We start from the raw sequence: 14,928 nt of genomic DNA, 5'->3' as shown, positions 1-14,928 counted from the left end.
AGCGACCGACTTCCTGCAGAAGCGCAATATGTCGCGATGGGTCGATCGCGACGGCTTTGCCCGATCTCTGGCAGGTTCGGTCTACGCCCTCAGAGCCTCCATGCAGGCCATAGGCGGATTTCGTCGCGATGGGCCATAAGCTGACAACTAGCCTGTCTCCTGTTACAAGTCGTTCGACGATCATCACAAGGGCTATCGCTTATGGATACTCTCATCGTAGTCGACATGCAGGTTGGGCTATTGCGAGGCCCCGCCAAGCATAATCTGCAGGGTGTGATCGAGCACATCAATCTGCTGTCGAAGAAGGTGCGGGACGATGGAGGCCAGATAATCTGGATTAGGCATTGCGGTAATGCAGGCGACGTCTTTGAACCGGGCGCGCCCGGCTGGGAGTTCCTTCCAGACCTAATCCGAAGTGATGCCGATCTCGTCGTCGATAAGACGTTGAACGACCCATACGTCGGGACGTCTCTCGCCAGCCTCTTGGCTCACATCTGTCCAAACCGCGTGGTTGTCACAGGATGGGCGACGGACCTTTGCGTCGATGCGACTGTCCGTTCAACGGTCTCTCATGGTTACGACGTGATCGCAGTCAGTGACGGTCACACGCTCAGTGACCGGCCTCACTTGCCTGCGACGGTTGTCATTGCGCATCACAACTGGCTTTGGGGAGAGCTGATTACCAATCGATCCATCCGCGTCATACCAACCAGCGAACTAACGGCTGCGGTTTTTGATTCTAACGCTATTCAAGGAAAATTGCGCAAGTCGTGGTCGTTGGCGACCTCCAGCAAATGGACCATGCAAAATCCGGCAGCCGGACAGTGCAATGTCACTTCGCTACTCGTCCATGAAATATTTGGGGGTGACTTACTGAGAACTCCCCTTGTGCAAGGAGATCACTTTTACAATCAAATTGGAGGGGTACGATACGATTTCACTGAAAGCCAGTTCGATCAACCAATCCCGTACTCAGACATCCCGGCTGATCGAGCCGAGGCGGAGAGAGGCGCAACGAGCACGCAGCTTGCAGCGCTCAGGGCGGCCTTCACGCGCCAGACCATCGCGTCGAATTAAGCTCCGGAGCTATGCCGCCCGAAACCACTTGCCACTTCGAGGGTAGCCGACGCCCGGTTGCACCCAGATAGTAGACGTCGTAAGCACCGGCCAGAAGGTCCGAGATGGGCCAAGAGGCGACATGGCCTCTTCCGAGCATGCTCGCCCCTTGCTCGTCGAGCGCTGAGCCAACGCCCGAGGGGCAGGTCGTGCATCCTGGAGGCGGCCATCTCACACAGCGCCCACCACACAGATTTCACTTTATGACGAGCGCCTCAAGCATTGTGCTACAACGCTTCAGTCGCAACGGCACCCGGCCGTGCTCTCGCCTGCAAGCGGGACACCGCTTCAGCCAGCGGAACGTCGGCCTGTGAGCCGTCGCGCTCGCGCAGGCCGACCCGACCACCCCTCATCTCTCGTTCGCCCACGATCGCCAACACCGGCACCGCCATTTCACGCGCCGTCACGATGCGCCGCGCGAGGCTGTCGGCGACATCATAGGCAACGGCTCGGATCCCGGCATCCTCGAACGCCGCCAGCACATCCGCACCATATTCGACCTGGTCTTTCGAGATCGGCGCAATCGCGACCTGGTCCGGCGACAGCCAGAACGGAAGCACGCCGCCATGTTGCTCAAGTAAGATAGCAATCATGCGGCCGAGCGATCCAAATATCGCGTGGTGGATCATCAAGGGTCTGGCACGGCTGCCATCGGGGGCGACATAGGAGGCTTCGAGCCGCTGCGGCAGAACGCCGTCGAGTTGTACCGTGCCACACTGCCAGGATCGTCCGAGCCGGTCGCGCAGCGCAAATTCCAACTTCGGTCCGTAGAACGCACCTTCTCCGTGATTGATTTGAGGTGCGAGGCCGCACCGCCGCGAGGCATCGCCGAGCTTCGCCTCTGACCAGTCCCAGGTCGCATCGTCGCCGGCGCGCACCGCCGGCCGCGTGGCCAAAGCTACCTCGTAGTTGGGAAAGCCAAGGTCCCGGTAGACCTCATCCAGCAGGGTGATGAAGCGCGCGACTTCGCTCTCCACGTCCTGCTCGCGGCAGAACACATGAGCATCGTCCTGCTCGAACGCACGGGTCCGCATGATACCGTGGAGCGAGCCTGAAGGCTCATTGCGGTGGCAGGCACCGAACTCGGCATAGCGGAGCGGAAGCTCCCGCCACGAGCGTAGCCCTTTGTTGAAAATCTGCACGTGGCACGGACACGACATCGGCTTCAGCGCCATCGCTAGTTCGCTGTCGTCCACCCGGAACATGTGCTCGCCGAACTTCTCCCAGTGGCCGCTGCGTTCCCATATCTCTTGCGGCAACAGTTGCGGCGTCTGGACCTCGCTATAGCCGGCCCTGCGCATTTTACATCGTACGTAGTCCTCTAGCACCCGGTAGATCGCGTATCCGCGCGGGTGCCAAAACACCATGCCGGGTGCGTCTTCCTGAAGGTGCCAGAGCTTGAGCTTCACACCGAGGCTTCGGTGATCGAGATCGTCCATTGCTGTGTTCCTTGTGATTGGAATGAGCGCGGACGAAGACAACAAAAACCAGAAAGGCCCCGTCCGTCGCCGGCGGGGCCTTTCTGGTTGAAAGTACGCTTGTCTCTAGCGCGCACAACCCAGAGGCGATCCGCCGTAAGCGGTCGCGGTGGTGGTCGATGCGGCTGATCGAAGCTTCTTCATAGCTCACGAGATGGAGGCAAAGCCGTTGGAAGTCAAGGCCCAAAACGGCTGGTGCGGGCCTGGTTACAGGCTGGATGATTTGCGCAGCGAATGTTGCATTTGGGTCAAAATGCGAAAATCCGATCTGAGCAATTCTGGTCCGTTGACCAACCCAGAGCGGACCTCAACGCGGCGGCTCGCCACTTCGCTGATGGGGAAGAAGCAGCCGTCGATGCACCCCACCCGGAAGGTCGGCTATGGGCGAATTGCGGACATGGCGAGGCAGCCCGATCAAGCCGCGAATGATCCGAGCCGACTTTCATGCAGTGAGGTTGCGGGTCTCCCTCAATACCAATGCGCCTCTTCGCTCGAATGGTCCTCGATACAAAAACGCGGGCTACCCTGCCGTTCAGTTGAGGCGACGATGTGCTGCATATCGGCCCATGTCACCGCATCACCGCCAATGATCGCTGTGTCGGGCCGAAATGTGATCCAAGTCGTCCCGAGCGGCTGGCGGCAGGTCGTAGCTTTGAGAAGCGCAACCACTGTGCCCCTCGAGAACACGACGCGATATCGGCGATCGTCGTGCATGGTTGAGACGACCAGCCGCTCCGATAAGGCATTCAAAATCGCACCGAAGAAGAAGCGGCCGAGCGGCGGCGCGCCAGCGGCAACATACATGAAGAGGTAATAGAGAGCTGGATGCGAGACGCCTTCGTCGCTCAAGGGTTCGATAGGGAGCGGGACTCCGTCCCAGGCAACGGTGATTACGGACCCGCTCCATAATAGGACGCGGATTTCTTGGGGGGCGGGCGCGTCATTTGCGATGGCATCGACGAGCACTTCCAGTAAACGACAGGAGGGCGATCGGCCGGACGTCGCTCCGATGTACATCGTCGGCCGCCTCTGAATCGGTTCGAGTCCTTCAATGATTGTGAGGCCGTCCTGCGACTTGTACATGCATGCTTCCCCTGCCGGATCGCCGTAAGTCAGGCGAATTAACGGGTTCTTCCCCTGTTCATATCACGCCTCGCTATGATGTCGCCTCTGGGCTGACAGCGTACGTGATCTGCCTGCCTCGGTGGCGTCCGTTCGGGGCGAATTGCGGACGTGATAGGGCCCGCCCGACCGTGCCGTGAATGGCCTGGAGCCTGCCGACTTGCGGCGCTGCATCGAGTCGGCAACTATCCGAGGTACACCGGCCGTGGCGCTAGCTCGTCCGGGACGGCAGCACGTGACCCTAAGCAGAAGCCTTCGATCGGACTGGCCAGCGCGACAAAACACTTCTGCATCCGTCAAGAAGTTGACCCAGATGACTCTGATCAAGGTCAAAATTGAACTCGTGCGACTGGGTCATGTGGTCGGGTGTCAACATGATTTTTACTGCCATGTGGCCGCGAGAGCCGGACCGAATCGCAATCTCCAAGTTAGGCTCCAAACAACGTAGCCCGGCTTCGCCGACCAAAGTCGCATGAAGTGCTTCTAGTTGTTCAACGAAGCCTGCTAACTCTGGGATGTTGACGAATGCTCCCTTTGCTTCGACCACCGCACCGGGTGCTTCGACCCGCGCTCGAACATTCAGCCAGTTTCCGTCCCAATAGTCGGTGGCCTCGGGAAATTGACGACCAAACACCCAAAGCGAGAACCCACCGAGCTTAAGGTCTGGTTCGTCTGAGTGCATTGGCGTCTCCACTAAAGACCACGCCACGTTTTATCACGGTAGTTTCGATGAAGCCATGTCGCCTTCTGGCCCATGGCTGCCGACTTGCGGCACTGCGGCAAGTCGGCAGTTATCTGGGTTACATCGACCATAGCGCCAACCCGTTCCGGAATGATCCGGCAGAGAAAGCCTTCAGGGTCGCGCCATGTCGGTTATCCGAGGTGGTGCAGAAGAGATTTACTCGGCATGAGAGTTTCAGTCTTTGACCCGAAGCTGACATGACATCACGCGCGTGAGCCGCCAGCAGAAGAGCTATAAGCCTCCAAAAATGTTCACGAACGAATAGCGCTTGCGGAAGTAGACGTATTCATCGCGTTCGAATGCATAGTCAAAATCGCCGGTATGCCGCTCTAGATCTTCATTGATTGGCTGCCCGTTAATTCGATTTGCGTTGGGGTTGCTGTTGGAACTAATTTCGGATGGCACGCCATCAATGTTCCAGACGACATCACAATAAGCGAAGCCTTTGAGCTCGGGACGGACATTCACGTCGGTGTAGCTCCTTCGCGACTTCGTCTGAATTTCAGCGGGCAGCTCACCGGCAGCATCGAGATGGTTAAACGAGAGATCGGAGCTTGCCGGATATAGGTCGCCGACTACGTGCCCAGTGAAGAATATCAGCGCTCCCGGCTTGTGACGCGGGAGCCCGGGAAAAAACGTTGATTCTGTAGGCGAATAGTCGCGAAGGGGGTTCCCCTCGAAGAGGATCCTTTTTCCATAGTAGTCGCCTGAAGAACGGAACGCGCGTCGCGCGTCCCCGCTCGGATACCAGTAATCAGGCCTACTAGCTGGCCAGTACAGACGAATCGCTTCGCTCACGGGCTCCGGCAGTTTCAAGCGCGAAAGGCCGCTACATATCGACCCCATCGCTCGATAACCGGGCTTCCAACGGGGCTTCTCCCAGCGATTCTTGTCATTGATACCAAGCAATTCGTAGGTTACGAAATTCTTCGAAGCCTCCGTACGACGCCATTCCTGCCATTCTTCGCGTGTCGCCTTGCTGATCGTAGCACCGAAAAAGTTCAATTCGGAAAGCGGGCTCTCGTAGGCATCTTCGGACGCATAAGCTATGCCGAACCATGGTGCGTCAGCACTTTCGTAAGTCACAACTAGTGGCAGCAGGCTCTTTGGCACCTTTCCATTCTCGGTGGTCTCACCGCCACAAGCCTCGGGCGGACGCACTACTACGCCGTGCCCATCCTTCATCTTCAGGCCGTACGCCATCGGCGCCACACCGACTTCGACGGTCCGATCATTGTCCTTGTAGGTCGTGACGCTGACGTTGCAGCCGACCACGATATCGAAATCGAGCGGTTCGCCTTTGTACGCCAGACTGGCTTTGAGCCGGTAATAGTAGCCGCGATCCTGACCAGGAGATGTGACCTTGACGGACTTCGTGAAGCCCAAGTTGCCAAGGGCCCGCAGTTCGTTGTTCACCACCAGAAGCCCCGCGCCGAGCACGAGAGCGATTACGATAATCCGGATAGTGACCGTTTTCATGACAAACACCCGAGCAATCACGGCCTCGACCGCCGTAGCATTTCAGTCCCTTAGCAAACGGAATTTGCGCAAGTAATGGGTGCTTCACTAAGACTTTATTGTTTCGCAGTTAATAATGGTTAGCCGTTCTTCAATCGACTCCTCGTGCGGGATCGGATCGGCTTTTGAAATACTATAAGTCCGGTTTTGGCCCGAAGCGTAAGTGCCAGAGTACACGGATATTTCCGGAGCTGGGGGTAGACCGGCCGTGCCGTCAGCCTGCCGGCCACGGCGGCCCCTGACCCGCTGCGGCGGTTGTGATCTAGACAGCATCCCGATCGCCGACGACTGCGGCACGAACAGCGTTGCCCAGATCAATGCTCAGACGGGCTCTTGCTTCATTCTTGTCTTCGGCTTGCACGACAAACGACACCTGAGGCAGGACAATGGTGAGCACGCGCACAATGGCTCCTTGTTCAAGCTCCTCTTCCTCGGTGAGAGGCCCTGGTGGCAAGGCGGTCATCTTCTTCATCCTCTCCCAGATACCAGGAGAGTTACTCTCCAACGCCGCGATCGCTTCCTGGATCTGCTTGTCCGTATAGAATGTGCCCATCAAAATGCCTGCCTGCCCCCGCGCCGGCCGCAGTCTAGCACAATTCGACAACCGAACGTTCCCGATCGGGATGTCGCCTTCTGGCCCGATCCGTACGTCGAAAATCGGGCGGAGCATGCCCGCTCCGCCCGGGTATTTCAGACGTCGACTTGTTCCGCTATTGCCAGGGCGTCATCTACTTCGATGCCCAGATATCTGACGGTGCTTTCGATCTTGGTGTGCCCGAGCAGAAGCTGGACCGCTCTGAGATTTCCGGTTCGCCGATAAATCAGGGTCGCTTTGGTTCGTCGCAGTGAGTGCGTCCCATATAGTCTCGGATCAAGCCCGACACTGCCGATCCAATCCGATACCAGGCGCGCATATTGGCGTGTGGTGATGCTTTTTTGCGGACCACGACGGCCCGCGAACAAGAACTCGCCAGGCTTCTTGTTGGTGGCCCTCAGATACTCATCGACCGCCTGACGAGTCTGTTCGGTCAATTCAAATCGGACCGGTCGACCGGTCTTTTTCTGGCGCACGGTTGCGCGATCTGCAGTGTATCCGCCCGCGGCGACGTCCTCTACTTTGATCGCCACGACATCGCAGCCACGGAGCTTGCTGTCGATCGCCAGATTGAACATCGCGAGGTCTCGGATACGACCTTCGATCTGGAGCTTCGTTCGAATGGACCAAACATGTTTGGGCCGCAGTGGAGGCTTCGCCCCCGTCAGCTTGCCCTTATTCCAAGGCGTGTGCTTGTGGGTCGTTGGGATAGCATTCGCTTGATCTTGCATGTCACGCTCCTCGGTTAGGAAGGCCGAAGAGCATGAGCGGCGGGCTGAGGCGTTGGAATTGGTGCGACTCTCAGGTCACGGCAAACTTGGATCCGCACTGCACAAATGCCGGTAGCCAACGTCCGTAATGGGCTGGAAGGGGACGCTGCTGACTTGATCGAAGATTCAGCTTCGGGTCAGATGTCGCCTTTCGGTCCTGCCGTGCACTACTTCCGGTTGGCTCCCGGAGCGGACATCGTCCGTGCAGGCGACGGACAGGCATGTCGGACGCCACGCCGCGGGATCGGCGATCCAGCGGTTGATATCGGATTCCCGCCAGCCTGCGCCGTTGACGCTGATCCTGAGTTGGGCCGGGAATGTGCCTTCGCCGATCTTGCGGTAGATGGTGGATCGGGACAGGCCGGTACGGGCAAGAACGGTTTTCAGGCGGACGATCCGGTCTGGTTCGCGCATGGCTGCGCTGCCTCCCGCTGACTGCTCCTGATCTACACAGAGCAAGCAGTCACGCGCGCGAAAGAGCGTTTTTCACAGCTTCGTGCTGTGGCGTAGAGACGGCGGCAAATAGACCGGGTCAACGTTCGAGGCCTCTGTCTCTTCCAAAGCCGATGCCGTGAGCGAGGGCCAATTGCTGACCGAGCCGGCGACCTGATTCGAAGGCGATGCCGAGGTCTTTCCTGCGGCTGGCGAGGATGGACTCCAGTTGCGGATCACGTTCGAGGCCTTTGGCCATGTCGCCCATCGCCGCGCGCGTCGCCCTGTAGCCGGACATGTCGCCGGCCTGATACTGTCGCTGGCTGGTGTGCTCGAGCTTCTGCCAGCGCTCCACGAAGCGCGCGGCGCGGCGGCTCGGATCGATGCGCAGTTCGGTCTCGAGCTGGAGCGCGCGGATGGCGCGGTTGAGGCGTCCGCCAGCGGCCTCGCGGGCCAGCTCGGGGATCTTCTTGTAGGCGGCCTCAGCGTCGTGGGAGCCATAGGGGCGCACCTTTTCGAAGGCCTGGCGGGCGGTCTGTAGCTCTTTGACCTGTTCGGGGCTCGCTCTGCCGCCCGTCTCATGCGCCGCGAAGATCGCATCCACGGCACGAGCATGGCGCACCAGCGCCCGGGTCCGCACGCGACGGGCTTCCGCTTCGGGATCTTGCGCCACGGTCCTTGCCGGCACTTCGGCTTCGCGCCGGTCGGCTGCCGTGCCGCTGTTTTCTCTTTCGGGGGATCCCCGCTCGGGCCGTCGTCCGCCATCACGGTCGAGCACCTCTCCAAGAACGCTAAGGCCGTCGAACATGCCGCGCAGCTTCTCCGGCACGGCCTTGCGCACGATCTCGGCCACGCGCTCGCGGAACGTGATCCCGCGCCGCTCGGCGTAGCTCTGGACGGGATCGGCACGGTCGTAATCCGAGGCCATGTCCTTCGACCGGTCGCGCGACAGGGCACGGTTGAGCCGATCCGCATCGGTAAAATCGTCGCGGCCATAATGCAGGTCCACGCTGTTGCGATGCCGCGACAGGGCGACATAGCTGCTGTGGGCGTCCATGCCGGGCGTTGCCAGTACATGGACCCGGTCGACCGTCATACCCTGCACCTTGTGGATCGTCGCGGCATAACCGTGGTCGATCCGGTTGTAATCCTTGAGGTCAAAGCGCACGGACCGGCCATCGTCGATCTGCACGGTCATGGATTGCGCGCTGACCAGTTCAATGGTCCCGAGTGTGCCGTTCCTGACGCCAAGCCCACGCTCGTTCTGCAGGAACATGATGCGGTCTCCGCCGGCAAAGCTTCTCGCGCCGCGCTCGACCGTTACACCCACCTCATTGCCCAGGTCGCCGGCTGCCCGCATCCGTCCGCGCGCCGCCTCGTTCAGCGCGCGCACCTCGTCATTGGTATGGGTCAGGATGATCCGGCTCCGGTCCCGCGAGACCTGCCGGTCGCGGTCCCAGCGCGCGATCAGATCGCCCCGCGCCTGCTCGCGGGTCATCGCCTCATGCACCATGCCATTGGCCCGATAGGCTTCCAGCGCATGGCCGACTTTGCCGGTCGCCAGATTGCGCGTGGCGTCGCGCTGCCAGTCTTCGCGCTGACGGCGTATTTCGCCGATCTCCGCCCCGCCGTGACGCTCATGGATCGACCGGAAAGCTGCGCCCGCCTCGATGGCCTGCAGCTGCTGCGGATCGCCGACCAGCACGACCTTGGCGCCCGCCTCGGCAGCACGGGACATCACGCGCTCGAGCTGGCGCGTGCCGACCATCCCCGCCTCGTCGATGACGAGCACCTCGCTCGATTTGAGTAGATCACGGCCCTGCTCCCAGCCATGCTCCAGGCTGGCAATCGTGCGCGACGCAATGCCCGATCCGCCTTCGAGGTTTTCCGCGGCGATGCCGGACAGTGCCACGCCCCGGACCTCGTAGCCGGCTGCTTCCCAGGCCTCCCGCGCCACCCCCAGCATCGCGCTCTTTCCCGTCCCGGCATGGCCGACCACGACGCTGAGACCGCGTCCATCCGTGACGTGCGCCAGGGCGTCAACCTGCTCGGATGACAGCACCAGTCCGAGTGCTTCCGCACGCGCCAAAGCGCCATGGCGAGCCGCGTCGCGGACGTTATAGCGCTCACGGTCCGCTAGCAGCTCAGCAGCGCGATGCAGGCGCTGTTCTGCCTCGACCATTCCGCGGGTTGTGAACCGATCCTCGCCGCGGGCATCCTTGCCCAGTTCGACCAGATCGGGCGCGCCCTGAATCGCGCCCACCACCTGGTTGAACTGGTCGAGCCCGTTACTGTGCCGATGCGCGAACTTTGCAAGGTCACCGCGTGTGAAGGTCGATTGCTGCTGGGTGATCGCGTCCAGTCCAAGGGAGGGATCGGCGATGATCCTCCTGCCGTTGTTTCGCGCGATCTCGCGGTGCATCTCGGCCCGGTCAGCCGCAGCGCCCTCGTCTCCGACGCCCCGACCCTCAATGCGCTTGGCCGGTGCGCCGATCTGGCTTTGCGGCTCGAGCGCAATGCCTTGGTCTTCCAGACTGCGGTGGTCAATCCGCGCGTCGATGTCGAGCTCGGCCAGCCGCTCGTTGGCGAGCTCCGCCCAACGTTTGCGCCAGCGCTCGACCATCTCCGTGCGATTCCACTCTCGCACCTTCTGGCCAAATCCCTTCTCGTCGACCGCGCGCATCGTCAGCATGACATGGGCGTGAGGCTTGGGCATCCCGTCCTCACCCTTGTCCCAATGCACGTTGAGATCAGCAACCATACCCACACCGACGAACTCACCGCGAACGAAGTCCCGAGCCAGCTCGATGCCCTGAGCCTCAGTCAGTTCTCGCGGAAGGGCGAACTCGACCTCCCAGGCAAGCTGCGCGTCCTTCCGGACTTCGAACGCTTCGACATCGTTCCAGAGCCGCTCGCGGTCGCTCCATGCCACCGGCGCATTCTCGGGCAGCATCACCTTGGAATGAACGACACCGCGCTTGGCGGAAAAATCCTGCTCACGGCCGAGCCGCTCGTCGCGCAGGCGGGAGGCCGAGCGGTACGCCGCCGACGCCACCGCGCTGCTCCCAGCCTTCCGGCCAATGACCTTGACGTGAAGATGATAGATCGCCATCGCGATCAGATCACTGGCACAGCGAAGCGTACGTCGGAACGACGTATAAGCGCGCCCTCCCTCAAAAAACTCTCGGGAGGGACTACGGCGTCCCAGGCCGTCCTAACGACGTTACAGCATTGTGCCGGGCGCTCGACTATCATTTCTCCATCAACACTGATGGAGACGACGATGCGTAAGCCACGGGACTTTGATGCCGACCTGAAGGCACTTGGGGACAGGGCGCGTGACCTCAAGAACCGCAAAGTGCAGCAGCTCGGCGAACTCGTTATCGCCACTGGAGCCGACGCGCTCAACGCCGACGAATTGGCGGGCGCGCTGATTGTGCTGGCAGAAACAAAAGAGGCCGGAAAGAGGGAGGCATGGGCCAGGCGCGGGGCCGCGTTCTTTCAAGGACGGTCGCGGCGAAATGCTCCGACAACTGACCGCAACATCGATGGCGCTCCAACGCAACCGGGCGGCGCGCAAACGTCAACAGGCAGCAAGGGCGCAGCATGACATGCTGCGCATGGCAAGTCGAGCGCCGCAAGCGAACGCGGCATCTGATCGAGTTGGGCGGGCTCGTCGTCAAGGCCGGAATCGTAGACCTCACGGGCGACGACCGCGCCACCATACTCGGCGCGCTGCTCTGGATGGCCGAAAAGCTCCAAAGCGATCAGAGCGAATATGCTCGTGAGCTATGGACCGCCAAAGGAACGCAAGTGTTCGAGACGGAGCGAGCGATGGGTACGCCCACTAACTCACGGAAAGCACCGCACGATCGTCCGTGATCAATTTCTCGGACGACAGAATTCAGTGGTGAAGCGCATATTCACGGCTGAAACGGGGCGCGTCGGCGCCGCCATCTTGGAAGTCGCGCTCATTGTCCTGGCCGTCGGCCGGGTGTCGCAGCATGCGTTAAAGCGCCGGCCCCGTTGCCTTGATGCGTTTGCGTTGATGATTCATCTGACTTTCGCGAGGTGCCGCGCTGCGATTGCATGCAGGTCTCGGCCATCGCCTTGATGCACGCGGTGATCGCCGCGGCATCAGCTTCGGGAGCATCTGCCAGCGAAACCAGCCTGTTCGCCACCCGTCTGGTTCACGCCTGCTGGCGCCGCACGGCCCACTCGGCGCAGCATTTCCAAGACCGTCACACCCGCCCGCTCGGCGGACTCGGTAAAAAAGCTACTTGTCCTCGGGCCTGAGTCTGAACTTGATAAGCTCGCTCTGCACTTCGCTGTCCCTCTCGGGTCCACGGGGCCAAGCCCCTGAAATTTGCGGGCCACGTCCGGCGTGGCTTGCAATCCAACTTCCTAAACTGAACGTGCAGCCAGGGTGAGATTGAATCGGCCTCCAGCGACTGGCCACGCAGGATGCGGATGGTTGTCCGCAAGAGACGCTAAGCTACGTTCTGCCTGATCGTGGGTTACCGCGCATGACGCGGTGCGATCTGTCGATTTGGCTCCTATTGACGAAACCGTGCGTCCGCATCTCGGGCTCTCATGGGTACATTGGAAACCAGTTAGGAATGGTCGGGCACTTTAAATGACCCAAAGGCAACATAATCGTTTGGTCCACCGCATGCTATGCGCTCAAAATCTCTTCAGGTCCGCTTACCTCTTGGCGGCGGCATATGGCCGACGTGCTAGTATCAATGCGATGGGCCATAGGCTGACCCTCAGTGCCCATCCTGTTTGCCGAAACCGAACACTTCTTGCGGATCGTCCGGCAAGATATAATAAGGCGACTGTGGATTTGAGTTGAATTCGCGCGGAGGGCAACTGCGATGGCGTTAACGGCTCTTGATCTCGGCCTCCGCGGTGCGGTAGTCGGGCTATCCCTTGTGGTCTGCGCCGTCCTGCTGTTGCGCTATACGACGGTTCACCGCGCCGCGCGTCTGGGTGCCGCCATGAGTGTGGCCGGTGCGGCGTATGCAATTTCGACAGCTCCCTTTTTTCCCGCCTGGTCGTTCGGCTGGAGTTCGCCTTTTGTCGCGTTGGCCATGAGCGGCCCCGTAATCCTGTGGGCGTGGGCACGCATGATCTTCGACGAGCGCTTCTCGTTGCGCCCTTGGCATGCGGCCATTTGGGTGCTCACGGCTGGCCTCGGCGTTGTCGCTTACAACGGCTGGACCGTCTGGCCCGGTGTTGCAGCAACGAGTGGGCGCCTGCTGGCGGTAGTGTCCATCGGGTTCGCCCTCCTGGCGGTCTGCCAGACGGCGAAGAGATGGGGTAAGGCCATGGCGACGGCGCACGGCCGGCTGCTGGTTGCGCTGGTGGTCGGCATCAGCAGTCAGGTCGTGCTCAGCGCCAGCGCAGGGCTTGCCGCAATTCCAATGCGCTCCACCAGCCTAACCGCCGCATGCGGCCTTGGCGCATTCGCGCTAATGTCGATCTGGATGATGCTGTTCGATCCGCCCGAGAGCCAGGCGGCCGTTGCTGGCGCGCACGTCGGAAGCGATGACGCCGGTCGGGCTTCCAGATCGTTCGTGCGTCCATCGGTGACGGACCGAGCGTCGCTCCATCGCCTGCAATACTTGATGACGACCGAGCGGACCTACCGGCAGGAAGGGCTCACCATTGGTCTATTGGCAGCCAGACTTGGGATGCCAGAATACCGGTTGCGCACCCTCATCAATGACGGGCTCGGCCACCGCAACTTCAACGCGTTTCTCAACCGTTATCGCATCGACGAGGCAAAGGCGGCGCTTGCCGATCTCAGCCAAGCCGAGGTGCCGGTGTTGACGATCGCACTTGATGCTGGATTCCAGTCGCTTGCGCCGTTCAACCGCGCGTTCAAGGCGGACACCGGAGTGACGCCGACCGAATTTCGCCGGCGGACGGCAGCCGCAGCGAAAAATTTGGGCGACGATCGGGAAATTGCGCATTCGAGCTGATATTCGATCCTCGATTTCAAAATTCGATAGGTCTGCCCTCGTGCGATCCGGCTAGTTTCGCGATGACGACATCGCTTCGGAACCTCGCCGATGAACAAGGGTGCAATATTCGCCGCCGTGGCGATAAGTTTGCTGGCGGAGCATTGCGCGGCCGCTGCCTCGCCAACGCTAACTTGGGAGTGTCCCGAGGGCTATAAGGTCCATGAACGCCTGAATGTTGGGTTTCCCCACAAGGGATTGCAGCGATCCTTCTGGGTCTATCCGCCAACCGGCGGCGCCTCGCAGGCCCCGGTCTGGGTGCCGCTCACCGGCACCGTCGAATCCACTAACGCAAACCTCACCGCGCCCCGCAGCGGCGCCAATGCGCTGATGGCCAAGCAGGGTTTTCTGGTGATCGGGCCGGTGCGCCAATGCGCCGACGGTGATCCCACCTACACCGGAGGGCGCTGCAACGGGCCTGGCACCGATGGCTGGAACTGGCGGCCATGGAATGAGGGCCGCGCCGCGAACGCGATCGGCGACCGCTGGAAGCAAGACGCCGGTCCCGACGCCAGTTTCTTCCAGGCAGCGGTCAAGTGTGCCGGGAACAAATGGCGGCTTGATCCCGATCGCCTTTATATCGGCGGCATCTCCTCCGGCGGCACGATGACCAATCGGGCCCTGCTGTTCGACTCGGATTTCTGGGCCGGCGGAATGCCTATCTCGGGCGAGTGGTATGTGACGCGGGATGACGGTAGCAGATTGTCCTTCAATGACGCGCGCAGCTTCGTCGCCGCCGATCCCACGAAAATCGTGCAAGGCAGGGTCGGCCCCTATCCGCTGCCGGCGCGGCTTGGATCGATGATCGTCATCACGGTGTGGGGCGGCGACAAGGACCTCTGGGATTGTGGTCCATCGATCGGCTTGTGCGCGGACTACCGGCCGGCGACGCAGGCAAGCTCCAATTTCTTTGCCGCTCAGCCTGATGTGGTGCATGTCGCATGCAGTTCTACCCACGGACACATGTGGCCGCAGATCAATACCCAGGCCTTTAACATCTGGGCTCTGAAGACGATGGCTTCGCATCCGAAAGGCACAAGCGCCAAGGACTTCGTCCTGACGCCGCCGCCAGACGGTTATCAATGCCGCATCGGCCGATTCACCGATCATTATCCGCAGAGGGATTGAT

General features: G+C 60.9%; 12 protein-coding genes and 1 pseudogene. 5 read left to right on the top strand and 8 right to left on the bottom strand.

The features are described from left to right. Positions 1 to 201: 201 nt before the first annotated feature. On the top strand, positions 202 to 1,077 hold the full coding sequence (locus QX071_RS32105; protein ID WP_315707293.1) for an isochorismatase family protein: 876 nt from the start codon (positions 202 to 204) through the stop codon (positions 1,075 to 1,077). Between the two features lie 266 nt (positions 1,078 to 1,343). Here QX071_RS32105 and thrS read toward each other — a convergent pair whose 3' ends face one another. From thrS to traA, 8 genes and pseudogenes are all read right to left on the bottom strand, one after another. Continuing rightward, the gene (gene thrS, locus QX071_RS32100; protein ID WP_315707294.1) at positions 1,344 to 2,555 is read right to left on the bottom strand and encodes a threonine--tRNA ligase; all 1,212 of its coding nucleotides are present in this window, start codon (positions 2,553 to 2,555) and stop codon (positions 1,344 to 1,346) included. 507 nt (positions 2,556 to 3,062) lie between these two features. Then, positions 3,063 to 3,677 carry a hypothetical protein gene (locus QX071_RS32095; protein WP_315707295.1) on the bottom strand — a complete coding sequence of 205 codons (615 nt, stop codon included), beginning with the start codon at positions 3,675 to 3,677 and terminating at the stop codon, positions 3,063 to 3,065. Positions 3,678 to 3,957: 280 nt separating this feature from the next. Further along, on the bottom strand, positions 3,958 to 4,398 hold the full coding sequence (locus QX071_RS32090) for a hypothetical protein (RefSeq protein WP_315707296.1): 441 nt from the start codon (positions 4,396 to 4,398) through the stop codon (positions 3,958 to 3,960). 291 nt (positions 4,399 to 4,689) lie between these two features. Next, a complete protein-coding gene (locus QX071_RS32085) occupies positions 4,690 to 5,937 on the bottom strand; it encodes a hypothetical protein (RefSeq protein WP_315707297.1) in 1,248 nt (415 codons plus the stop codon). 301 nt (positions 5,938 to 6,238) lie between these two features. After that, positions 6,239 to 6,529, bottom strand: coding sequence for a hypothetical protein (locus QX071_RS32080; RefSeq protein ID WP_315707298.1), 291 nt, complete (start codon positions 6,527 to 6,529; stop codon positions 6,239 to 6,241). A gap of 137 nt (positions 6,530 to 6,666) precedes the next feature. Beyond that, entirely contained in the window at positions 6,667 to 7,302 is a 636-nt protein-coding gene (locus tag QX071_RS32075; protein ID WP_315707299.1) for a tyrosine-type recombinase/integrase, read from the bottom strand. A 264-nt stretch (positions 7,303 to 7,566) separates the two neighbouring features. Next, positions 7,567 to 7,755 (bottom strand): annotated as a pseudogene (locus QX071_RS32070) (helix-turn-helix transcriptional regulator); the annotation flags it as partial. 118 nt (positions 7,756 to 7,873) lie between these two features. Then, positions 7,874 to 10,885: a Ti-type conjugative transfer relaxase TraA gene (gene traA / locus QX071_RS32065; RefSeq protein ID WP_316172175.1), complete on the bottom strand. Its 3,012-nt coding sequence runs from the start codon at positions 10,883 to 10,885 to the stop codon at positions 7,874 to 7,876. 171 nt (positions 10,886 to 11,056) lie between these two features. Between traA and QX071_RS32060 the strand changes: the two genes are divergently transcribed. From QX071_RS32060 to QX071_RS32045, 4 genes are all read left to right on the top strand, one after another. After that, positions 11,057 to 11,383 (top strand): conjugal transfer protein TraD, encoded by a 327-nt coding sequence (locus tag QX071_RS32060; protein ID WP_315706360.1) that lies wholly within the window; start codon positions 11,057 to 11,059, stop codon positions 11,381 to 11,383. Next, positions 11,380 to 11,655: a conjugal transfer protein TraD gene (locus QX071_RS32055; RefSeq protein WP_315706361.1), complete on the top strand. Its 276-nt coding sequence runs from the start codon at positions 11,380 to 11,382 to the stop codon at positions 11,653 to 11,655. The genes QX071_RS32060 and QX071_RS32055 overlap by 4 nt, the downstream gene beginning before the upstream one ends. A gap of 995 nt (positions 11,656 to 12,650) precedes the next feature. Next, entirely contained in the window at positions 12,651 to 13,760 is a 1,110-nt protein-coding gene (locus tag QX071_RS32050) for a helix-turn-helix domain-containing protein (protein WP_315706362.1), read from the top strand. Positions 13,761 to 13,850: 90 nt separating this feature from the next. Beyond that, a complete protein-coding gene (locus QX071_RS32045; protein ID WP_315706363.1) occupies positions 13,851 to 14,927 on the top strand; it encodes a prolyl oligopeptidase family serine peptidase in 1,077 nt (358 codons plus the stop codon). Position 14,928: the final 1 nt, after the last annotated feature.

Origin of the sequence: Bradyrhizobium sp. SZCCHNS1022, assembly GCF_032484835.1 — a bacterium.
Taxonomy (GTDB): domain Bacteria; phylum Pseudomonadota; class Alphaproteobacteria; order Rhizobiales; family Xanthobacteraceae; genus Bradyrhizobium.
Note: the sequence above shows the minus strand (reverse complement) of the source record. Positions and strands in the feature narration are given on the sequence as shown.

Bases quoted from the DNA above. Each gene is read 5' to 3' on its own strand.
- traA (WP_316172175.1), bottom strand. From the start codon at position 10,885: ATGGCGATCTATCATCTTCACGTCAAGGTCATTGGCCGGAAGGCTGGG.
- QX071_RS32080 (WP_315707298.1), bottom strand. From the start codon at position 6,529: ATGGGCACATTCTATACGGACAAGCAGATCCAGGAAGCGATCGCGGCG.
- QX071_RS32095 (WP_315707295.1), bottom strand. From the start codon at position 3,677: ATGTACAAGTCGCAGGACGGCCTCACAATCATTGAAGGACTCGAACCG.
- QX071_RS32050 (WP_315706362.1), top strand. From the start codon at position 12,651: ATGGCGTTAACGGCTCTTGATCTCGGCCTCCGCGGTGCGGTAGTCGGG.
- QX071_RS32085 (WP_315707297.1), bottom strand. From the start codon at position 5,937: ATGAAAACGGTCACTATCCGGATTATCGTAATCGCTCTCGTGCTCGGC.
- QX071_RS32055 (WP_315706361.1), top strand. From the start codon at position 11,380: ATGACATGCTGCGCATGGCAAGTCGAGCGCCGCAAGCGAACGCGGCAT.
- thrS (WP_315707294.1), bottom strand. From the start codon at position 2,555: ATGGACGATCTCGATCACCGAAGCCTCGGTGTGAAGCTCAAGCTCTGG.
- QX071_RS32045 (WP_315706363.1), top strand. From the start codon at position 13,851: ATGAACAAGGGTGCAATATTCGCCGCCGTGGCGATAAGTTTGCTGGCG.
- QX071_RS32075 (WP_315707299.1), bottom strand. From the start codon at position 7,302: ATGCAAGATCAAGCGAATGCTATCCCAACGACCCACAAGCACACGCCT.
- QX071_RS32105 (WP_315707293.1), top strand. From the start codon at position 202: ATGGATACTCTCATCGTAGTCGACATGCAGGTTGGGCTATTGCGAGGC.
- QX071_RS32060 (WP_315706360.1), top strand. From the start codon at position 11,057: ATGCGTAAGCCACGGGACTTTGATGCCGACCTGAAGGCACTTGGGGAC.
- QX071_RS32090 (WP_315707296.1), bottom strand. From the start codon at position 4,398: ATGCACTCAGACGAACCAGACCTTAAGCTCGGTGGGTTCTCGCTTTGG.